Source organism: Salmonella sp. 5800 (assembly GCF_046558195.1).
Classification (GTDB): Bacteria; Pseudomonadota; Gammaproteobacteria; order Enterobacterales; family Enterobacteriaceae; genus Salmonella; species Salmonella enterica.
On the sequence record NZ_JBGDOX010000010.1, the window covers coordinates 103,009 to 124,601 of the forward strand.

The 21,593-nt window shown below is 53.9% G+C and carries 18 protein-coding genes and 1 pseudogene; 13 read left to right on the plus strand and 6 right to left on the minus strand.

Features of this window, described 5'->3' with window-relative positions; genetic code table 11:
• Window positions 1-207 precede the first annotated feature (207 nt).
• Complete coding sequence (locus ACLJZ5_RS17700) at window positions 208-489, minus strand: YjcB family protein (protein WP_024797340.1); 282 nt, start codon at window positions 487-489, stop codon at window positions 208-210.
• A 561-nt stretch (window positions 490-1,050) separates the two neighbouring features.
• On the opposite strand from ACLJZ5_RS17700, the gene ACLJZ5_RS17705 reads away from it, so the two are divergent.
• Window positions 1,051-2,652, plus strand: a complete 1,602-nt coding sequence (locus ACLJZ5_RS17705; RefSeq protein ID WP_024797341.1) for an EAL domain-containing protein — start codon at window positions 1,051-1,053, stop codon at window positions 2,650-2,652.
• Here the strand turns inward: ACLJZ5_RS17705 and soxS are convergent.
• Complete coding sequence (gene soxS / locus ACLJZ5_RS17710) at window positions 2,640-2,963, minus strand: superoxide response transcriptional regulator SoxS (RefSeq protein WP_000019483.1); 324 nt, start codon at window positions 2,961-2,963, stop codon at window positions 2,640-2,642. The genes ACLJZ5_RS17705 and soxS overlap by 13 nt on opposite strands.
• A gap of 86 nt (window positions 2,964-3,049) precedes the next feature.
• Here soxS and soxR point away from each other — a divergent pair, with 86 nt between their 5' ends.
• The 4 genes from soxR to ACLJZ5_RS17730 all read left to right on the plus strand — a co-directional run bounded on the left by soxR (window position 3,050) and on the right by ACLJZ5_RS17730 (window position 7,961).
• Entirely contained in the window at window positions 3,050-3,508 is a 459-nt protein-coding gene (gene soxR / locus ACLJZ5_RS17715; protein WP_000412686.1) for a redox-sensitive transcriptional activator SoxR, read from the plus strand.
• A 292-nt stretch (window positions 3,509-3,800) separates the two neighbouring features.
• A complete protein-coding gene (locus tag ACLJZ5_RS17720) occupies window positions 3,801-4,469 on the plus strand; it encodes a glutathione S-transferase family protein (protein ID WP_024797342.1) in 669 nt (222 codons plus the stop codon).
• 346 nt (window positions 4,470-4,815) lie between these two features.
• Window positions 4,816-6,165 carry a guanine/hypoxanthine transporter GhxP gene (ghxP, locus tag ACLJZ5_RS17725; RefSeq protein WP_000106907.1) on the plus strand — a complete coding sequence of 450 codons (1,350 nt, stop codon included), beginning with the start codon at window positions 4,816-4,818 and terminating at the stop codon, window positions 6,163-6,165.
• Between the two features lie 149 nt (window positions 6,166-6,314).
• A complete protein-coding gene (locus tag ACLJZ5_RS17730) occupies window positions 6,315-7,961 on the plus strand; it encodes a Na+/H+ antiporter (protein WP_000402189.1) in 1,647 nt (548 codons plus the stop codon).
• Between the two features lie 94 nt (window positions 7,962-8,055).
• Here the strand turns inward: ACLJZ5_RS17730 and ACLJZ5_RS17735 are convergent, their stop codons facing one another.
• Window positions 8,056-8,943, minus strand: a complete 888-nt coding sequence (locus tag ACLJZ5_RS17735) for a LysR family transcriptional regulator (protein ID WP_000354962.1) — start codon at window positions 8,941-8,943, stop codon at window positions 8,056-8,058.
• 103 nt (window positions 8,944-9,046) lie between these two features.
• Between ACLJZ5_RS17735 and ACLJZ5_RS17740 the strand changes: the two genes are divergently transcribed.
• Window positions 9,047-9,457, plus strand: coding sequence for a CidA/LrgA family protein (locus tag ACLJZ5_RS17740; RefSeq protein WP_000257347.1), 411 nt, complete (start codon window positions 9,047-9,049; stop codon window positions 9,455-9,457).
• On the plus strand, window positions 9,450-10,139 hold the full coding sequence (locus tag ACLJZ5_RS17745; protein ID WP_024797343.1) for an LrgB family protein: 690 nt from the start codon (window positions 9,450-9,452) through the stop codon (window positions 10,137-10,139). The genes ACLJZ5_RS17740 and ACLJZ5_RS17745 overlap by 8 nt, the downstream gene beginning before the upstream one ends.
• Before the next feature lie 38 nt (window positions 10,140-10,177).
• On the opposite strand, the gene actP is transcribed toward ACLJZ5_RS17745, so the two are convergent.
• From actP to acs, 3 genes are all read right to left on the minus strand, one after another.
• Window positions 10,178-11,827 carry a cation/acetate symporter ActP gene (gene actP, locus ACLJZ5_RS17750; protein WP_000832536.1) on the minus strand — a complete coding sequence of 550 codons (1,650 nt, stop codon included), beginning with the start codon at window positions 11,825-11,827 and terminating at the stop codon, window positions 10,178-10,180.
• Window positions 11,824-12,138 carry a DUF485 domain-containing protein gene (locus ACLJZ5_RS17755; protein WP_000999620.1) on the minus strand — a complete coding sequence of 105 codons (315 nt, stop codon included), beginning with the start codon at window positions 12,136-12,138 and terminating at the stop codon, window positions 11,824-11,826. The genes actP and ACLJZ5_RS17755 overlap by 4 nt, the downstream gene beginning before the upstream one ends.
• Window positions 12,139-12,383: 245 nt before the next feature.
• A complete protein-coding gene (gene acs / locus ACLJZ5_RS17760; RefSeq protein WP_021001033.1) occupies window positions 12,384-14,342 on the minus strand; it encodes an acetate--CoA ligase in 1,959 nt (652 codons plus the stop codon).
• 431 nt (window positions 14,343-14,773) lie between these two features.
• Between acs and nrfA the strand changes: the two genes are divergently transcribed.
• The 6 genes and pseudogenes from nrfA (at window position 14,774) to nrfG (ending at window position 21,357) form a co-directional block, all read left to right on the plus strand.
• Complete coding sequence (gene nrfA / locus ACLJZ5_RS17765; RefSeq protein ID WP_024797344.1) at window positions 14,774-16,210, plus strand: ammonia-forming nitrite reductase cytochrome c552 subunit; 1,437 nt, start codon at window positions 14,774-14,776, stop codon at window positions 16,208-16,210.
• Between the two features lie 111 nt (window positions 16,211-16,321).
• Window positions 16,322-16,888 carry a cytochrome c nitrite reductase pentaheme subunit gene (gene nrfB / locus ACLJZ5_RS17770; RefSeq protein ID WP_000115065.1) on the plus strand — a complete coding sequence of 189 codons (567 nt, stop codon included), beginning with the start codon at window positions 16,322-16,324 and terminating at the stop codon, window positions 16,886-16,888.
• Entirely contained in the window at window positions 16,885-17,556 is a 672-nt protein-coding gene (gene nrfC, locus ACLJZ5_RS17775) for a cytochrome c nitrite reductase Fe-S protein (protein WP_001278025.1), read from the plus strand. Before nrfB ends, nrfC begins: the two co-directional genes overlap by 4 nt.
• A complete protein-coding gene (gene nrfD / locus ACLJZ5_RS17780; RefSeq protein WP_023993539.1) occupies window positions 17,553-18,509 on the plus strand; it encodes a cytochrome c nitrite reductase subunit NrfD in 957 nt (318 codons plus the stop codon). The genes nrfC and nrfD overlap by 4 nt, the downstream gene beginning before the upstream one ends.
• Window positions 18,502-20,740 (plus strand): annotated as a pseudogene (gene nrfF, locus ACLJZ5_RS17785) (heme lyase NrfEFG subunit NrfF). The gene nrfD and the pseudogene nrfF overlap by 8 nt, the downstream one beginning before the upstream one ends.
• On the plus strand, window positions 20,737-21,357 hold the full coding sequence (gene nrfG, locus ACLJZ5_RS17790; protein ID WP_000083236.1) for a heme lyase NrfEFG subunit NrfG: 621 nt from the start codon (window positions 20,737-20,739) through the stop codon (window positions 21,355-21,357). The pseudogene nrfF and the gene nrfG overlap by 4 nt, the downstream one beginning before the upstream one ends.
• Window positions 21,358-21,593 lie beyond the last annotated feature (236 nt).

Below are 21,593 nucleotides of genomic sequence, written 5' to 3' on the forward strand. Positions count from 1 at the left end.
TTTTTTGTCATTTAACGAGTCGGCAATGTTTTCAATAAGTTTAGCTCGATTCTGTTAGGGCTATTCCACTTGCCATTTTTGGATAACCACACCTGGCGGCCCTCATCAACGGTTATGTGAGGGACGTGATGATGCGCAAGGCTACCCCTGGCGCGCGATTCCGCGTTGAGATAACCGGTGGGCGACTTCACCGGCTGCGATAGCGTATCAGGTCAGCACCATCGGCCATTCTGGCGGGGTCTGGCTCATCGTTTCGACCATTACGGCTTCAATGTTATGCCAGATCGCGGCGAGATCCATCATGGTAATACCGAGTAAACCGGTGGCAAACCAGCAGGCGAATACCACGCCCAGACCGCTACTGATCACTGCCAGACCAATATAATCTGATTTACGGAAACGGATATTGAGCGTGCTGGCTAAAAACATGAGCACGGCGCTCAACAGTTGCCAGCGGAGAAGAACGACACCAGTGGTTATGGCAGCCATGAAACATTTCCTCTGAATAGACCTTTGTCCAGGACAGCGCGGCGTTGTTCCCGGGAAACGTGGGACATTCTGGCTATCAACGGACGTCACATCAACATCGAATGAAACATTGTTTCTGTTTCATTATTTTTGTGAACTATATCACAAAAACCAGCTTGTTCGCCAGATGGACAATGTATTTTTTGTGCGTTTTATAACCGTATTTTTTGTGTGACTTCTGCGCGTCCGTAGAGAAACTGCCGGAAAGCAAAGATGTATTATTACTACTCTTTTATTTTTTTCGTGAAATTCAGACCTGATAAAAATATCAAGTTATTTATCAAAAGAAAGGAGTAAAGATGTATACCCCATCGTTTACTTAGGTATAAATCTGATATTATCAAAAATATTTAGCGTCCTGCCAGGTATGCGAGAGAGATTGCGCGTGGTTATTAATGGTAAATGTTGAACGGTAAAAGTCTGTTGCTAATATTGATAAATTCATGCACCGTAAACCTCCGTTTGGTTCACGTCTTATTTTGCCAATAATAGTCACAAATAATGCAGGGAAATAGGCTGAAAATGAGTCAAAGCACACGACGCAAGGTGTTGAGATTTCTCGGAACGATCATTGTGGTGTTACTTCCTGTATTGCTGGCGATCTGGTTTGCTCATATCCGGGCAGTCTCTGAAACCAGAAATCAGTTACATTCATTTGCGCAGTTGGTATTAGATAAAACGGAGCGGGTTATCCTACAAGCAGATTTAGCCCGCGATGCCGCTGAACAATATCAGGGGCAAGCCTGTACGCCAGCCCATCAACAGCGAATGCTGAATATTATCCGCGGTCGTTTGTACATTTATGAGTTGATTTATGCTAAGGGCCAGCGTTTTCTATGCTCTACGGTTATGACGCCAACAAGTCCTTATTTTATTCCCCGCGCTGACTATAAACGAAAGCCTGACATCGCTATTTATTACTATCGTGATACGCCTTTTTTCAACGGTTATAAAATGACATATATGCAGCGGGGAAACTATGTCGCGGTTATCAATCCCTTATCTTATAGCGAGGTGATGTCAGACGATCCGGCGTTGGCCTGGGGAATGTATGATACGGTGACCAACACCTTTTTCTCCCTGAGTGAACAGGCGCAGGCTGATCAGCTATTACCTTTGGTACGACGGAGTGAACCTGTGTTCCAACAGGGTGAGCGTTTTTATACTCTGGTTAAATCAGCAAAACGACCGGTTGCCGCGATTGTGTCAACCTCAAAGCAACGCTTTTACCAGAACCTCTTTCATCAGCTTACGTTAACGCTACCGTTAGGGATCATCTGTAGCATTATCGTCTTATTTATGTGGTCACGATCCCGGCAGGCATATTACTCACCGCGTCGATTGCTGCAACGGGCCATTACCAGGCACCAGCTTTGCCTTCATTATCAGCCGATCATTGATATCCGAAACGGGACATGTGTAGGTGCCGAAGCGCTATTGCGTTGGCCGGGCTATCACGGTCCGGTGATGAGCCCGTGCGAATTTATTCCGCTGGCGGAAAAAGAGGGGATGATTGAGCAGATCACCGATTATGTCGTCGAAGAGGTATTTAATGATTTAGGTGGTTTTCTGGCCGCGCACCCGCATCTTTATGTCTCTATCAATCTCTCTGCCGCTGATTTTCTCTCTTCCCGGCTAATTGTGATGATTCATGAAAAAACGCGTCAGCATTCAGTGCTTGCGCAACAGATAAAGGTTGAAGTGACCGAGCGCGGATTTATTGATGTGCCTAAAATGACGCCGATTATTCAGGCGTTTCGCCAGGCGGGATACGAGGTGGCAATTGATGACTTTGGTACCGGCTATTCGAACTTGCATAACCTGTACTCATTAAATGTCGACCTTTTAAAAATTGATAAATCTTTTGTCGATACGCTAACCACTAATAGCGCCAGCCATTTGATTGTGGAACATATTATTGAAATGGCGCAAAGTTTGCGGCTAAAAATCATTGCGGAGGGGGTTGAAACGGCTGAACAGGTTAGCTGGTTGCTAAAACGCGGCGTTCAGTATTGTCAGGGATGGCACTTTGCGAAGGCGTTACCACCGCAGGAATTCATCGCCTGGTTACAACAAACGCCCGCGCCTCTGACGATACGCGGGCAGACGCCCTACAGGCGGTGACGGTAATCGCTGGGAGTGCGATCGAACTCGCGGCGGAATACACGCGAGAAGGTTTGCTGCGATACATAGCCCAGGTCCATCGCGATATCAAAAATCGGGCGCTCGGTCGTTCGTAGCTCAACGGCCGCCAACAGGAGACGGCGCTGGCGAATATACTCGCCTAATGTTTGATGCGTTACCGTACGAAACATCCGCTGCAAATACCACTTGGAGTAGCCCGATTTTTTTGCCACCACATCAATGTTTAGCGGTTGGTCGATATGTTCATCAATCCATTCGATAAGGGTCTGAATTATCTGCTGATGCGACATATTGTTGCCTCTTAAACAGTATTCGATTCGTCGTTTTGTCTGCGGGCGAGTATAATTCCTCAAGTTAACTTGAGGTAAAGCGATTTATGGAAAAAAAATCTCCCCGTTTAAAAGCCTTACTGACGCCGGGGGAAGTTGCGAAACGTAGCGGTGTTGCTGTGTCCGCCCTGCACTTCTATGAAAGCAAAGGGCTAATTACCAGTATCCGTAATAGCGGTAACCAACGGCGATACAAGCGTGACGTGTTGCGTTATGTCGCGATTATCAAGATCGCCCAGCGTATCGGCATCCCGCTGGCAACTATCGGCGACGCGTTTGGTATCTTGCCGGAAGGGCATACGTTAAGCGCGAAAGAGTGGAAGCAGCTCTCCTCGCAGTGGCGCGAAGAGTTAGACCGACGTATTCATACGCTGGTGGCGTTGCGCGATGAGCTGGACGGTTGTATCGGCTGCGGCTGTTTATCGCGTAGCGACTGTCCGCTGCGAAATCCAGGCGACAGGCTTGGCGAACACGGGACGGGTGCCCGGCTGCTTGAAGATGATTAACATGCACTCGGCCATCGGGCTGAGTTCACCTAAAACTAAAGCGCCGCTAAGGGCGCTTTAGTTTGTTTCCGGTCTTTGTCTTTCGCTCTATCCCGCTGATTACAGGAGGGTTTCCCCCGACGTCAACACCCCTCATATCGAGCACGTGGTGGAGGTTCCGGTTTGTGTTGATACTGTAAGTGTAAGCGACGACGCCCTGTTCGCCAGCGAAATGCTGATTTTTTAGCCGAAATTTTTACGGCAACTGCCATAATTTTCTATAGTTAGTTGGCATACCTTACAGGAGACAGCCATGCTGACGGTGCACCATTTAAATCAGTCTCGTTCGCAGCGCATCCTCTGGGCGCTGGAAGAGCTGGCGTTGCCTTACCAGATTGTGCGTTACCAGCGTGAAAAGACCATGCTGGCGCCGCCGGCATTGAAAAAAGTGCATCCGCTGGGCAAGTCTCCGGTTATCGAAGATCACGGTATGGTTATTGCGGAATCGGGCTCCATCCTGGAATATTTGCAGGACACTTACGACAGTATCGGACGCTTTAAACCTACGGATGCGCAGGGGAAACAACACTATCGATTCTGGCTACATTACGCTGAAGGTTCGCTCATGCCCTTGCTATTGATGAGACTGCTCTTTACCTCTCTGGGTAAACCGCCGGTACCATTGGGCCTGCGAACGTTGGGCGGCGTTATCGGTAAGGGCGCGCAAAAAGCGTACCTCAATCCGCAACTGGAAACCCATGCGCGCTTTATTGACGGGCATCTGGCAAATCACCCCTGGTTTGCCGGAGAGCAGTTAAGTATGGCGGATATTCAGATGAGCTTCCCGCTATTTGCGCTGCTTGCCCGAGGCGGGATCGCTCATCTCGACCATATCAACGCATGGAAAGCGCGGGTAGAAATGCGTCCAGCCTGGCAGCGAGCGATTCAGCAGGGCGGTCCGTTTACCATTCCCGGCGGATAATGGCGTTTTTGTGAGCAGATTGCGCAACGTATTTGCTAACAGCGATGCGAAAAATTGTTGCTGGATTGCGCAGGGACGATAACGTTTGCGCATCGTCTGGCGATTTATTGAGCATACTAAGCAGAAAAGCATAAAAAGCGGCAAAGTTCAGTTGAAAAAGCGTTGATGATCGCTGGATAATCGTTTGCTTTTTTTTGCCACCCGTTTTGTATACGTGGAGCTAAACGTTTGCTTTTTTGCGGCGCCCCGGTTGTCGTAAATGTAGCACAAGGAGATAACGTTGCGCTGTTAGTGGATTACCTCCCGCGTATACCGACGAATAATAAATTCTCAGGGGATGTTTTCTATGTCTACGCCTTCAGCGCGTACCGGCGGTTCACTCGACGCCTGGTTTAAAATTTCACAACGCGGGAGCACCGTTCGCCAGGAAGTCGTTGCTGGCTTAACCACGTTTCTTGCGATGGTTTACTCCGTCATCGTGGTGCCAGGGATGCTGGGTAAAGCCGGGTTCCCGCCTGCCGCCGTCTTTGTAGCGACCTGCCTGGTCGCCGGCGTCGGCTCTATCGTTATGGGGCTTTGGGCGAATCTGCCGCTGGCTATCGGTTGCGCTATCTCGTTGACAGCGTTTACCGCGTTTAGCCTGGTCCTGGGGCAGCATATTAGCGTCCCGGTCGCGCTTGGCGCCGTATTCCTGATGGGCGTACTGTTTACCGTTATCTCCGCCACCGGCATTCGTAGCTGGATTTTGCGTAACTTGCCACAGGGCGTGGCCCACGGAACCGGTATCGGTATTGGCCTGTTTTTGTTGCTGATTGCCGCCAACGGCGTCGGCCTGGTCATTAAAAACCCGCTGGATGGCTTGCCGGTCGCGCTGGGCGATTTCGACACCTTCCCGGTGATTATGTCGCTTGTGGGGCTGGCTGTTATTCTCGGTCTGGAAAAGCTGAAAGTCCCCGGCGGCATTCTGTTGACCATTATTGGCATTTCTATTGTGGGTTTGCTCTTCGATCCTAACGTCCATTTTTCCGGCATTTTCGCCATGCCTTCGTTGAGCGATGAAAACGGCAACTCGCTGATCGGCAGCCTGGATATTATGGGCGCGTTAAACCCTGTCGTTCTGCCAAGCGTACTGGCGCTGGTGATGACGGCGGTGTTTGATGCGACCGGCACGATCCGTGCGGTCGCAGGGCAGGCTAATCTGCTGGACAAAGACGGACAAATTATCGATGGCGGCAAAGCGCTAACCACCGACTCCCTGAGTAGCGTTTTCTCCGGCCTGGTCGGGGCAGCGCCCGCCGCGGTGTATATCGAGTCTGCGGCCGGTACGGCGGCGGGCGGTAAAACGGGCCTGACGGCGATTACCGTGGGCGTGCTGTTTTTGCTGATCCTGTTTCTTTCGCCGCTCTCTTATCTCGTTCCCGTCTACGCAACCGCCCCGGCGCTCATGTATGTCGGTCTACTGATGCTGAGTAACGTGGCGAAAATCGATTTTGCTGATTTCGTCGATGCGATGGCGGGGCTGGTAACGGCTGTATTTATTGTACTGACCTGTAACATTGTCACCGGGATTATGATTGGCTTTGCCACGCTGGTCGTCGGGCGTCTGGTTTCCGGCGAATGGCGTAAGCTGAATATCGGAACTGTCGTCATTGCGGTCGCGCTGGTCGCTTTTTATGCCGGCGGTTGGGCTATCTAGTTTTGCCTTCATTCTGAAAAACGGGCGGCGTTGGTCGCCCGTTTTCATTTTCAGGACACATCACGTTACCTTTTGCGTTAATCTGAAGAAGGTGAAACCGAGGCATGATGCCTTTCTCCATCATAAAAAACATCGCAAACAGGGAACGCATGGAAATTTTCTTCACAATACTCATCATGACCCTTGTGGTCTCGCTGTCGGGGGTATTTACGCGTGTATTACCCTTCCAGCTTCCTTTACCCCTTATGCAGATCGCCATTGGCGCGCTGTTGGCGTGGCCGACGTTTGGTTTGCATGTGGAATTCGACCCGGAACTCTTCCTGGTGCTGTTTATTCCGCCGCTGCTGTTTGCGGATGGCTGGAAGACGCCGACCCGTGAATTTCTTGAGCATGGACGAGAGATTTTCGGGCTGGCGCTGGCGCTGGTCCTGGTAACGGTCGTTGGAATCGGCTTCCTGATTTATTGGCTGGTGCCCGGCATTCCGCTGATCCCCGCCTTTGCACTGGCCGCCGTGCTGTCGCCGACCGATGCGGTAGCGCTCTCCGGAATTGTGGGCGAGGGGCGCATCCCGAAAAAAATCATGGGCATTCTGCAGGGAGAGGCGTTAATGAACGACGCCTCCGGCCTGGTATCGCTGAAATTCGCCGTCGCGGTGGCGATGGGGACGATGGTCTTTACCGTCGGCGGCGCGACGCTGGAATTTTTTAAGGTCGCTATCGGCGGTATTCTGGCGGGTTTTGTGGTCAGTTGGCTGTATGGCCGCTCGCTGCGTTTTTTGAGCCGCTGGGGCGGCGATGAACCCGCGACGCAGATCGTCCTGTTGTTTCTGCTGCCCTTCGCGTCTTACCTGATTGCCGAACATATTGGTGTCTCAGGCATCCTGGCCGCGGTTGCCGCCGGGATGACCATCACCCGTTCTGGCGTAATGCGCCGCGCGCCGCTGGCAATGCGTTTGCGCGCGAACAGTACCTGGGCGATGCTGGAATTTGTCTTTAACGGTATGGTCTTTCTGCTGTTGGGACTGCAATTGCCGGGTATTCTGGAATCTTCGCTGGCGGCGGCGGAAGCTGACCCGAATGTCGAAACCTGGATGCTCTTTACCGATATCGTGCTGATTTATGCGGCATTGATGCTGGTTCGCTTCGGCTGGCTGTGGACCATGAAAAAGTTCAGCCTGCGCTTTTTGAAGAAGAAACCGATGGAGTTCGCCAGCTGGACGTCGCGTGAAATTCTGATTGCTTCCTTCGCTGGCGTTCGTGGGGCGATCACCCTGGCTGGTGTGCTCTCTATACCGTTACTTTTGCCGGATGGCAGCGGATTTCCGGCGCGTTATGAACTGGTATTCCTGGCGGCTGGCGTCATTCTGTTCTCGTTGTTTGTCGGCGTGATCATGCTGCCGCTGCTGTTGCAACATCTGGAAGTCGCCGATCATGCGCAACAGTTGAAAGAGGAGCGTATCGCCCGCGCGGCGACGGCGGAAGTGGCGATTGTCGCCATTCAGAAAATGGAAGAGCGTCTGGCGGCGGATACCGAAGAAAACATCGATAATCAGTTGCTTACTGAAGTAAGCTCGCGTGTCATTGGTAACTTGCGTCGCCGTGCCGATGGGCGAAACGATGTCGAAAGCTCCATACAGGAAGAAAACCTGGAGCGACGTTTCCGTCTTGCCGCGCTGCGTTCCGAACGCGCCGAGTTGTATCATCTGCGCGCCACACGAGAAATCAGCAATGAAACATTGCAAAAGCTGCTGCACGACCTGGATTTGATGGAAGCGCTACTGATAGAAAATCAGTAGTCCTTGTGGCCCGGTGGCGCCATGCTTACCGGGCCTACAAGTAGGCCGGATAAGGTGCTTGCGCCGCCATCCGGCAAGGGTTTTAACCCATGGTTTACGGTTGTTTCAGCCAAAACCCTTCGCAACAGGTTAACCATGCCCGGGCGCTGTGCGACAGATACACGCCCTCTCGCCAAATCATGCCTAACTGCCAGCGGAGATCACTTTCCAGCGGTAGCCAGCGCAGCGTGGCCTTATCCAGACGCTGACAAATCGGCTCCGGCAAAATGGCGATGCCGACGCCCGCTTGCACCATGGCGGCGAGAAAATCCCATTGCCCGCTGCGCACGGCAATCCGTGGTTTTACGTCATGCTGGCTAAATAAGGTCATCAACTGGCGGCTCAGGGCAAAGTCTTCGTTATAGATAAGAAGAGGATGCTCCGCCAGAGCTTCAGGCGCGATGGAGTCGCAGGTTGTCCACTGACCTGAACGGGGAACCAGCACGCACAGCGGATGACTGAACAGCGATAATGTCGTCAGCCCGCTCGCTTCTTCCACCGGGAGCGCGGTCATCGCAACATCCAGCTCGCCATTCATTACCGCCTGCTGTACCGTCAGGCCGCCAAACTCCGAAATTTTGAGTTCAACGCCAGGGTAGCGTTGTCGAAACAAACTGATTGGCCCGGCCATCAACATGCCGACCATCGGGGGAATACCCAGCCGCAGCACGCCCTTATTGAGATGGTTAATATCGCTCAACTCGGCCTCTAACTGGCGAAACTCAGCGAGGATCGCCAGACCGCGTTCAAACACCACGCGTCCGGTATCGGTCAGCAATAACTTACGTCCGTCGCGGATCAGTAGCGTACAGTTAAGCTCATCTTCAAGATTTTTCAGCATCTTGCTAATGGTGGGCTGGGTGACAAATAACTTCTCCGCTGCGCGGGTGAAACTTTGCTGGCGCACCACCTCGACAAAATAACGCAGCGTTCTGATATCCATGATTATTCCTTCCGACTATGCCTGCAATGATTTTAATTCATTTCTGCCCGTGACGGAGGTTCTCTATACTGGCGCTCCGTATTATTTTTCAGGACATTCCCTCATGGCTGTGGCGATAAGCCGCGTTACGCCTGCCGTTGTGCAACGACTCCAGGTACCGGTTCAGGTACTGCTCTATGCAGGTTTATTCATTTTTTCCCAATATCTTGTCTCCTGGCTGCACCTGCCGTTGCCCGCGAATCTGGTCGGCATGGTGCTTATGTTGGCGCTGATCGTTTGCCGGATTATTCCGCTTAGCTGGGTACGCGCAGGCGCACGCTGGCTGCTGGCGGAGATGCTGTTATTCTTTGTTCCCGCCGTCGTGGCGGTAGTGAACTATGCCCATCTGTTACTGGTGGACGGCTGGCGCATTTTCTCGGTGATAGCGATCAGTACCTTAATGGTACTCGGCGCGACGGCGTGGGTGGTGGATAAAGTGTATCGCTATGAGATGAGTAGGCTAAACCGTGAATAACGTTCAGTTAAGCGTACTGTGTCTGGTGATTACGCTGGGGATTTACTTCGCCAATAAGCGTCTGTATCGCCGTTTTCGCAAACTGCCGTTGATGCCATTAGTGTTGACGCCGGCACTGCTGGTGTTAATGCTGGTGTTCGGTCATATCTCCTGGCAAAACTATATTGGCGAATCGCACTGGCTATTGTGGCTGCTCGGCCCGGCGACCATTGCCTTTGCGGTGCCGGTGTACGATAACCTCGCGATTATCAAACGTCACTGGATGTCGCTCACCGCGGGCGTAGTGACGGCGACGGTGGTGGCGGTCACCAGTTCCGTTTGGCTGGCGCGTCTGTTCACGTTATCGGATGAGATTCAGCGTAGTCTGGCGGTACGTTCCGTTACCACTCCATTTGCGCTGGCGGCGGCAGAACCCCTGGGCGGGCAGCCGGATCTGGTGGCGCTGTTCGTGGTCGTCACTGGCGTGTTTGGCATGGCGGTCGGCGACGCGCTATTTTTGCGTCTCTCTATCCGGGAAGGCATGGCAAAAGGGGCAGGATTCGGCGCGGCGTCACATGGGGCGGGCACGGCGCGTTCCTATGAACTTGGTCAGCAGGAGGGCGTCGTCGCCAGTCTGGTCATGATGCTGTCCGGCGTGGTGATGGTACTGGCTGCCCCGCTGGTGGCGAGGATAATGTTCTGATTTTCCTCCGACCCACAGGGCCGGAGGAAACGGTAAGATTAATGCGCACGCCCTTGTTGTACGCCGAATCCCGTTTGGGAGCGGATAAACTGAGCGCGGAACTGCTCACGTTCACGGTTGCCTTCTGCCGAGTTATCGGTGGCCGAGAAAAACCAGATCCCCAGGAACGCCACGCTGATAGAGAACAGCGCCGGATACTCATACGGGAAGATCGCTTTTTCGTGACCGAGGATCTGCACCCAAATGGTAGGGCCAAGAATCATCAGCACCACCGCTGTCAGTAAACCTAACCAGCCGCCCAGCATAGCGCCGCGCGTGGTCAGTTTTGACCAGTACATGGAAAGCAGAATGATGGGGAAGTTGCAGCTCGCGGCGATAGCAAACGCCAGGCCCACCATAAAGGCGATGTTCTGATTTTCAAACAGGACGCCGAGGATAATGGCGATCACGCCCAGCACCAGGACGGTGATTTTCGACACCTTCAGCTCTTCACGTTCGGTTGCGCCTTTGCGGAACACGTTGGCGTACAAGTCATGCGACACCGCCGATGCGCCCGCCAGCGTCAGACCGGCGACCACTGCCAGAATGGTGGCAAACGCCACTGCCGAAATAAAGCCGAGGAACAGGTTGCCGCCTACCGCGTTGGCCAGATGCACCGCCGCCATGTTATTGCCGCCAATCAGCGCGCCCGCGGCATCTTTATAGGCGGGATTCGCCCCCACCAGCATGATAGCGCCGAAGCCGATAATAAAGGTCAGAATGTAGAAATAGCCCATAAAACCGGTGGCGTAGAACACGCTCTTGCGCGCTTCGCGGGCATCGCTGACCGTAAAGAAACGCATCAGAATATGCGGCAATCCGGCGGTGCCGAACATCAGTCCCAGACCCAACGACAATGCCGAAATCGGATCTTGCACCAATCCTCCTGGGCTCATAATCGCCGTGCCTTTCGGGTGTACCGCCATGGCTTCGGTAAACAGATTATTGAAGCTAAAGCCGACGTGTTTCATCACCATAAAGGCCATAAAACTGGCGCCAAACAGCAACAGGACGGCTTTGATAATTTGCACCCACGTTGTCGCCAGCATCCCGCCGAACAGCACGTACATCATCATCAGCACGCCGACCAGTACTACGGCGATGTGATAGTTGAGGCCGAACAGCAGTTCAATCAGTTTACCGGCGCCGACCATTTGGGCGATGAGATAAAGCGCCACCACTACCAGGGAGCCACAGGCCGAAAGAATACGGATTGGCCCCTGTTTCAGGCGATAAGAGGCAACGTCAGCAAAAGTATAACGTCCCAGATTACGCAGGCGCTCGGCAATCAAAAACAGGATGATTGGCCAGCCGACAAGGAAGCCCAGCGAATAGATCAGCCCGTCATAACCGGAGGTAAACACCAGAGCGGAAATGCCGAGAAATGACGCGGCAGACATATAGTCGCCGGCAATCGCCAGGCCGTTCTGGAACCCGGTGATATTGCCGCCTGCGGTGTAGTAGTCGCTACGGGAACGTACGCGTTTAGAGGCCCAGTAGGTAATACCGAGCGTAAACACGACGAAAATCAAAAACATGATAATCGCCTGCCAGTTGGTGGGCTGGCGTTCAACCGCGCCGCTAATGGCATCCGCCGCATGAGCGGCGAAGGGGAGTGCGGCGGCAAGCGCCGTCAGAACTCTCTTCATAATGCTTTCACCTCATGCAGTACGGCGTTATTAAGACGATCGAATTCGCCATTCGCCCGCCAGATATAAATTCCGGTCAACACAAAAGAAATCACAATCACCCCGACGCCAATGGGAATTCCTCGGGTGACGCTGGTTCCCGCATGTAGAGGCGTGCCCAGCCAGCCAGGCGCGAAGGCGATCAGTAAAATAAAGCTGATATAAACCGCCAGCATGATAACCGACAGAATCGTGGCAAACCGTTGCCGTTTTTCAACTAATTCCCTGAAACGCGCACTGTCTTCTATCCGCTGATAAATTTGGTCATTCATCACAGAGCTCTCCAGAGGTCCCCCTGCGTCTTTCGCGCTACAGGCGCGTTGGCCGCACTCGCGCGCCCCAGCCACATAGTGAACTTGAACTATGCTGCTGAGGGTGTGCTCGCTTGCCGCCTTCCTGTAACACGAAATCCTTTGGGGGAGGGTTTTTTATATTTCCCTCTCCCGGTTTGAGAGAGGGCAGGGGTAGGGTCGTAGGCCGGATAAAACGCGTTCGCGTTGCCATCCGGCATTTATGGTTATGACGGCATCGCGATGGCCTGCTTCTCTTCGAGCAGTTTCTCCACCACGCCAGGATCGGCGAGAGTCGAGGTATCGCCCAGATTGCTGGTATCGCCCGCCGCGATTTTGCGCAAAATGCGGCGCATAATTTTGCCGGAACGGGTTTTTGGCAGTGAGTCGGTCCAGTGCAGCACGTCCGGTGTCGCCAGTGGGCCAATCTCTTTACGTACCCAGTTGCGCACCTCCGCGTACAGTTCTGGCGACGGCTCCTCGCCGTGGTTGAGCGTCACATAAGCGTAAATCGCCTGGCCTTTGATAGCGTGTGGAATACCCACCACCGCCGCTTCGGCGATCTTCGGATGCGCCACCAGCGCCGATTCGATTTCCGCCGTACCCAGACGGTGGCCGGAGACGTTTAACACGTCATCCACGCGACCGGTGATCCAGTAATAGCCGTCTTCATCGCGACGCGCGCCGTCGCCGCTGAAATACATATTCTTAAAGGTAGAGAAATAGGTCTGCTCAAAACGTTCATGATCGCCGAACAGAGTGCGCGCCTGGCCCGGCCAGGAATCGGTGATGACCAGATTGCCTTCCGTCGCGCCTTCTTGCGGATGGCCTTCGTTATCCACCAGCGCAGGCTGTACGCCAAAGAAAGGACGGGTGGCGGAACCGGCTTTCAGTTCGATAGCGCCCGGTAGCGGAGTGATCATAAAACCGCCTGTTTCAGTCTGCCACCAGGTGTCGACGACCGGACATTTTTCCTTGCCGATCTTCTTCCAGTACCATTCCCACGCTTCGGGATTGATCGGCTCGCCGACGGAACCCAGAATGCGCAGTGAAGAACGGTCGGTGCCTTCAATGGCTTTATCGCCTTCCGCCATCAGCGCGCGGATGGCCGTCGGGGCGGTATAGAGAATGTTGACCTGGTGTTTGTCGACCACCTGGCACATGCGAGCGGGCGTTGGCCAATTCGGCACTCCTTCAAACATTAAGGTGGTCGCGCCGCAGGCCAGCGGGCCATACAACAGATAGCTGTGCCCCGTCACCCAACCCACATCGGCGGTACACCAGTAAATATCGCCAGGGTGATAATCAAAGACATACTTAAAGGTGGTCGCGGCGTAGACCAGATAGCCGCCGGTGGTGTGCAGCACGCCTTTCGGCTTGCCGGTGGAGCCGGAGGTATAAAGGATAAACAGCGGATCTTCGGCATTCATCGCTTCAGGCTGGTGCTCAGGGCTGGCTTTTTCAATCAAATCGCGCCACCACAGGTCGCGGCCTTCTTGCCAGTCAATGTCGTTGCCGGTGCGCTTCAGGACGATCACATGCTCAACGCTAGTGACATTCGGGTTTTTCAGCGCGTCATCGACATTCTTTTTCAGCGGGATACTGCGTCCGGCACGTACACCTTCGTCAGCGGTGATCACCAGCCGCGAGCTGGAGTCGATAATGCGTCCGGCGACGGCTTCCGGCGAGAAGCCCCCGAAGATCACCGAATGCACCGCGCCGATGCGGGCGCAGGCCAACATTGCCACCGCCGCTTCCGGCACCATCGGCATATAAATCGCTACCACATCGCCTTTTTTAATGCCCAGATCCAGCAGTGTATTCGCGAAACGGCAGACATCGCGATGCAGTTCGCGATAAGAGATATGTTTACTCTGCGACGCGTCATCGCCTTCCCAGATAATGGCGGTGCGATCGCCATTTTCCTGCAAATGGCGGTCAAGACAGTTCGCCGCCAGATTCAGCGTGCCGTCCTCGTACCATTTAATCGACACATTGCCTGGCGCAAAGGAGGTGTTTTTCACTTTTTGGTACGGCGTGATCCAATCGAGAATTTTTCCCTGTTCGCCCCAAAACGTATCGGGGTCGTTAATAGACTGTTTATATTTAGTCTCATACTGCTCTGGATTTATCAGGCAACGATCCGCAATGTTGGCGGGAATGGCGTGTTTATGTGTTTGGCTCATGCTGTTGTTCTCCTTGTAGGATGTTAATAATATGTCGCATAAACGTTAAATGTAGGGTCTTAATAAGTTTTGTTTAGTATTTGGGCGACAGATCACGCAAAAAGGGAACTGTGCAAATAAGCAGCAATCTATTTTTTGATTGTGTCCCGCAAAATTAGATAAATTTTCGGGATAACATGACGTTATATGAAATTTTTTAAAAAAGTGATCCGTGTCCGGAAATCAGAAAAGAGAGGGAGTTTTGTCCAGGTTACTAACTCTAAAGTGGTATTTTACATACACTTACAATTGATTAAAGACAACATTTTGAGTGTGGTTATTTGTTACACATAGAGGAGATCAATGTAATAACAGTATTTGTGCGGTTGCTGTTATGGAAAACGATAAAAAATCGCCATTAAAGATAATGGCGCAATCTGGATGAGACCTCTATGGCAAGGAAAACACTACGCGCACGCCGTTTCTTCAGCCTTATATTTCCTTTTTTCTTCATTACCTCTGTTTACGCTGAGCAAACGCCTGAATCCGCAAAAACCGTTACTGTTGAAGCGAAAAATGAAACGTTCGCGCCTCAACACCCCGACCAATATCAGTCATGGAAAGCGACGTCAGAACAGTCTGCCCGTGAAGATGCGCTGGTGGAAGACCCTCGTCTGGTGATCCTGTGGGCGGGCTATCCCTTCTCCCGTGATTACAACAAACCACGCGGCCACGCGTATGCGGTAACTGACGTGCGCGAAACACTGCGTACCGGCGCGCCAAAAACGGCGGAAGACGGCCCGCTGCCGATGGCCTGCTGGAGTTGTAAAAGCCCCGATGTCGCGCGCCTTATCCAACAAGAAGGCGAAGACGGCTACTTCCATGGCAAATGGGCGCGAGGCGGCCCGGAAATTGTCAACGATTTGGGCTGTGCCGACTGTCATAACACCGCGTCGGACGATTTCGCCCAGGGGAAGCCAGCGTTAACGTTGTCGCGCCCCTATGCCGAACGGGCGATGGAGGCTATCGGCAAACCGTTTGATAAAGCGGGACGATTTGATCAGCAATCGATGGTCTGCGGCCAGTGCCACGTGGAGTACTACTTTGACGGTAAAAACAAAGCCGTTAAGTTCCCGTGGGATGAGGGCATGAAAGTCGAGAACATGGAGCAATACTACGACGCCATCGCCTTCTCCGACTGGACTAACTCTCTGTCGAAAACCCCGATGCTGAAAGCGCAGCACCCGGAATATGAAACCTGGAGCGCGGGCATTCACGGTAAGAACAACGTGACCTGTATCGACTGTCACATGCCGAAAGTACAGAACGCCGAAGGCAAGCTCTACACCGACCATAAAATCGGCAACCCGTTCGACAATTTCGCGCAAACCTGCGCCAACTGCCACACCCAGGACAAAGCGTCCCTGCAAAAAGTGGTCGCCGAGCGTAAACAGGCGATTCATGACCTGAAAATCAAGGTTGAAGATCAGCTGGTACATGCGCACTTCGAAGCGAAAGCCGCATGGGATGCGGGGGCGACAGACGCGGAAATGAAACCGATTCTGAACGATATTCGCCACGCGCAGTGGCGTTGGGATCTGGCGATTGCGTCACACGGTATTCATATGCATGCCCCGGAAGAAGGTCTACGGATGTTAGGCAGTGCGATGGATAAAGCCGCGGATGCCCGCACTAAACTGGCGCGACTGCTGGCGACCAAAGGCATTACCCATGAAATTCCGCTGCCGGATATTTCGACGAAAGAGAAGGCGCAGAAAGCGATTGGTTTGAATATGCAACAAATCAACGCGGAGAAGCAGGACTTCCTGAAAACGGTCGTACCGCAGTGGGAAGATCAGGCGCGTAAAAACGGTCTGTTAAGCCAATAACCTCACATGTGACAAATTTGCCGGATGACAGCGCAAGCGCTTTATCCGGCCTACAGAAGTCTTGTAGGCCTTAAAGCTGCGCGCCATCAGGCATTATGTAATGGAGTGAATATGAGCGTATTACGTTCGTTATTAACTGCTGGGGTGCTGGCGTCAGGCCTGTTCTGGAGCCTGAGTGGAATTACTGCCACGCCAACGCCGCAGGAGTCGGATCAACGCTGGACGGTCACCCAGCAGCGTAATCCGGATGCTGCCTGTCTGGACTGTCACAAGCCGGACACCGAAGGTATGCACGGTAAACATACGGGCGCTATCAACCCGAACAATAAATTGCCGATAACCTGTACCAACTGCCACGGTCAACCGTCGCTTCACCACCGTGAAGGGGTGAAAGATGTGATGCGTTTTAACGACCCGATGTATACGGTAGAGCAGCAGAACAGCGTCTGTATGTCCTGCCACTTGCCTGAACAACTGCAAAAAGCGTTCTGGCCGCACGATGTTCATGTTACTAAAGTGACCTGCGCCAGTTGCCATTCCCTGCATCCGCAGCAAGACACGATGCAGACGCTAAGCGAGAAAGGGCGGATCAAAATATGCGTGGATTGCCACAGCGATCAGCGTACTAACCCGCACTTTAATCCGGCGTCCGTTCCGTTGCTTAAGGAGCAGCCATGAGTTGCACCCGACGTCAATTTATTACCCGCGTCGGCGCGCTGGCGGCGGTCAGTGGGATGGCAGGACGCGTTGTAGCGAACACGTTGAATATTAATGGCGTGCGTTATGGCATGGTACACGATGAGTCATTATGCATCGGCTGCACGGCCTGCATGGATGCCTGTCGGGAAGTCAACAACGTGCCGGAAGGCGTATCGCGCCTGACGATTATTCGCAGCGAGCCGCAGGGGACGTTTCCTGATGTGAAATATCGCTTCTTCCGCCACTCGTGCCAGCATTGCGACCATGCCCCCTGCGTTGACGTCTGCCCGACGGGGGCATCATTCCGCGATGCCGCCAGTGGTATTGTCGACGTGAACCCGGACCTTTGCGTCGGCTGTCAGTACTGCATTGCCGCGTGTCCCTACCGCGTGCGCTTTATCCATCCGGTCAGTAAGACGGCGGATAAGTGCGATTTCTGCCGGAAAACCAACCTGAAAGCGGGCAAACAGCCCGCCTGCGTTGAGTCATGTCCAACGAAGGCGCTGACGTTTGGTAATCTGGACGATCCCAACAGCGATATCTCCCGTTTGTTGCGGCAAAAAACCACCTATCGTTACAAGCTGGCGCTGGGCACAAAACCGAAGGTCTACCGCGTTCCCTTTAACTATGGGGAGGTGAGCCAATGACATCCGCTTCTGCATTTCATTTTGCATCACTGGTGTGGGACTGGCCCATCGCCATCTATCTGTTTCTGATTGGCATCTCCGCCGGACTGGTTACGTTGGCGATTCTGCTGCGCCGCTTCCATCCTGAGGCGGGCGGTTCGGACAGCACGCTGCTGCGCACCACGCTGGTGTTAGGGCCGGGGGCGATTATTCTTGGTCTGCTGATTCTGGTCTTCCACCTGACGCGCCCGTGGACCTTCTGGAAGCTGATGTTCCACTACAGCTTTACCTCGGTGATGTCGATGGGGGTGATGCTGTTCCAGCTGTACATGGTGGTGTTAGTGCTGTGGCTGGCGAAAATCTTTGAAAAAGAGGTGATTGCCCTGCAGCAGCGTTGGCTGCCGCGGTCAGGGATCGTGCAGAAAGTGCTGACGCTGATCGCGCCGTTTCATCGCGCGCTGGAGACGTTAATGCTGGTACTGGCGGTTCTGCTCGGGGCGTACACCGGCTTTCTGCTGTCGGCGCTGAAATCCTATCCGTTCCTGAATAACCCGATCCTGCCGGCGCTGTTTCTGTTCTCCGGGATTTCCTCCGGCGCGGCGGTGGCGCTGATCGCCATGGCGTTACGCCATCGTAGCAACCCGCACAGCACTGAAGCGCGCTTTGTGCATCGCATGGAGGTTCCGGTGGTATGGCTGGAAATTTTCCTGCTGGCGGCGTTCTTCGTCGGTCTGGCGCTGGGCGATGACGGCAAAATGCGCGCGCTGGCGGCGGCGCTGGGCGGCGGATTCTGGAGCTGGTGGTTCTGGCTTGGCGTCGTAGGGCTGGGATTGATTATCCCGATGCTGCTGAAACCCTGGGCAAATCGTAGCGTCACGTTTCACGGCGTGCTGGCCGTTTGCGGCGCCAGTTTGACCGGCGTGCTGCTGCTGCGCTTTTTCATTCTTTATGCGGGACAGCTAACGGTTGCATAATCTGGACATCTTCCTTCCTGAAGCCGGATTTCTGGCGCTGTTGTTGAGTCTCGGGGTCAACGTGTTGACCCCGCTGGCGACGTGGTGCGGGATGGCGCAGCATTGGCGCGGCGTCATGCGCCTGACGACCTGCGGCGCGTGGACGGCGTTCACGCTGCTGCTACTGGCGTTTGCGATTCTGGTTAGCTGTTTTCTGACCAGCGATTTTTCGGTCGTTTATGTTGCGCAGCATAGCCATAGCCAGTTGTCATGGGGACTGAAACTGGCGGCGGTATGGGGCGGTCATGAAGGCTCGCTCCTGCTGTGGGCGCTGCTTCTTTCGGGGTGGACGGCGCTATTCGCCTGGCGCTCCCGGCATGAATCTGACGCGCTTGTTCCGCTGACCCTGAGCATCTTGTCCCTCATTATGGCCTCGCTGCTGCTATTTATTGTGCTGTGGTCCGATCCGTTCCTGCGTATTTTCCCTCCCGCCATGGAAGGGCGCGACCTTAATCCCATGCTGCAACATCTGGGGCTGATCTTACATCCGCCGCTGCTCTATCTGGGTTATGGCGGCCTGATGACCGCGGCGAGCGTAGCGCTGGCTTCGCTACTGTGCGGCGGCTTTAACGCCGCAACCGCCTGGGTGTGCTGGCGCTGGGCGTTACCCGGCTGGTGCGCTCTGACGCTGGGGATCATTCTCGGATCGTGGTGGGCGTATTGCGAACTGGGCTGGGGCGGCTGGTGGTTCTGGGACCCGGTGGAAAATGCCTCATTGTTGCCGTGGCTTGCCGCCAGCGCGTTGCTGCACAGTCTGTATGTCAGCCGCCAGCGCGGGAGCTTCCGTCACTGGTCGTTGCTGCTGGCGATACTGACGCTGATCCTCTCGTTGCTGGGAACGCTGATTGTGCGTTCCGGCATTCTGCTTTCCGTCCATGCTTTTGCGCTGGATAACGTGCGCGCGGTGCCGCTGTTTACCCTTTTTGCCGCGTTAAGTCTGGCATCGCTTGCTCTGTACGGCTGGCGGGCGCGGGAGCCGTATCCGGCGGCGCGTTTGGGCGGCGGAAAGTGCGAAACGCTCATTCTGACGACGCTGCAGCTCTTTAGCGCCGTCTTGTTGATCGTGCTGGTCGGGACGCTCTACCCCATGATTTATGGTTTGATGGGCTGGGGAAGGCTTTCGGTGGGCGCGCCCTATTTTAATCGCGTCACGCTGCCGTTTGGCCTGCTGATGCTGGTGGTTATCGTGCTGGCGACAATCAGAAGCCGCAAAGTCTCTGTGCATCGTCAGCTTCCGGCATTGCTGGCGCATACGGGCGTATTTATCTTCGCCGCCGGGATCATGGTTTCCAGCGGTAGTCGACATGAAATCAGTCTTAACCTCAGCCCCGGTCAGCAGGTGGTACTGGCGGGCTATACCTTTCGTTTCGAGCGTCTGGATCTGGAGGCCAAAGGCAACTACACCAGTGAAAAAGCGCGGATCACGTTGTGGCGGAATGAAAAACGCATTGGCAGCCTGCAGCCTGAAAGGCGCTTCTATGCCGCGCGTCGTCAACAGATGATGGAGCCGGGGATTCACTGGAATCTGCTACATGACTGGTACGCGGTGATGGGCGAAAAAACCGGCCCGGATCGTTACGCCATGCGCTTATACGTGCAGACCGGCGTGCGCTGGATCTGGGGTGGGGGATTGTTGATGGTGTGTGGCGCGCTGCTGAGCGGATGGCGGGGGAGGAAGCGTGATGCGTAAATTACTCACAGCGTTGCCGGATGGCGGCGTAAACGCCTTATCCGGCCTACAGGATGCGCAAACCGTAGGCCGGATAAGCGTAGCGCCATCCGGCAGAAAGTTTTTACTCTTAACGATCGTCCTGTTTTTAATCACCTTCGCCACCCACGCCCAGGTGGTGGATACCTGGCGCTTTGACAATCCACAACAGCAGGAAAAAGCGCTATCTATTGCCAGTCAACTGCGCTGTCCGCAGTGTCAGAACCAGAATTTGCTGGAATCCAATGCGCCCGTGGCGGTCAGTATGCGCCATCAGGTTTACAGCATGGTGGCCGAAGGTAAAAGCGAAGCGGAAATCACCGCCTGGATGACCGACCGTTATGGTGATTTCGTACGCTACAACCCGCCGTTGAATGAGCAAACGCTGCTGTTGTGGGCGCTGCCGTACCTGCTGTTATTGCTGGTGGGTGTGGTGGCCTGGCGGGTGAGAAAGCGTCAGCACGCAGAAAAGGGGGAACAATGAGCCAGTCTGAACACTCCACTGCGCCGTTACGTCCCATGCCCGTAAAGCGTCTGGCGGCTGCGGCGGTGTTGATGGTGGCTGCCTGTGTCGGCGGCTATCTGATGACGCCGAAATGGCAGGCTGTGCGTAGCGAGCAACAGCGTCTGGCCGATCCGCTACGTGACTTTACGAACCCGCAAACGCCAGAGGCGCAGCTTTCCAGGCTGCAAGAAAAAATCCGCGCCAATCCGCAGGATAGCGAGCAATGGGCGCGGCTGGGCGAGTATTATCTCTATCGCAATGCGTATGACAATGCGCTGCTGGCATATCGTCAGGCGTTGCGTCTGCGAGGCGATAACGCGCAGCTTTTCGCCGCGCTGGCAACGGTGCTGTATTACCAGGCCGGGCAACATATGACGCCTGCGACGCGTGAAATGATTAATAAAGCGTTAGCGCTGGATGCGACAGAAGTGACCGCGCAGATGCTGCTGGCGGCGGATGCGTTTATGCAGGCGGATTATGCGCAAGCCGTGTCGCTGTGGCAAACCTTACTGGATGCTAACTCGCCGCGAGTGAATCGCGCGCAGCTGGTAGAGGCCATTAATTTGGCTAAATTGTTACAAAATCGGCAGAAATAATTTTTTCTTTTTTGTGACTTTTGTCATGTGTGCTGTTTAAAAAAACGGCGAATGAGACACAAGTAAAAATTAATTACCTCAGTGTATTATTCGTTTTTGACGAAGTAAAAAACTTTCCATAACAAATAGTTATTCATCATTAACGCCATAAACTCGCGTTATTATGCATAAAAACAGCCAAAAGCCCTGTTATGAAAGGGTTGCGCAAGACGCTATGCAAATGATACTGATTATGC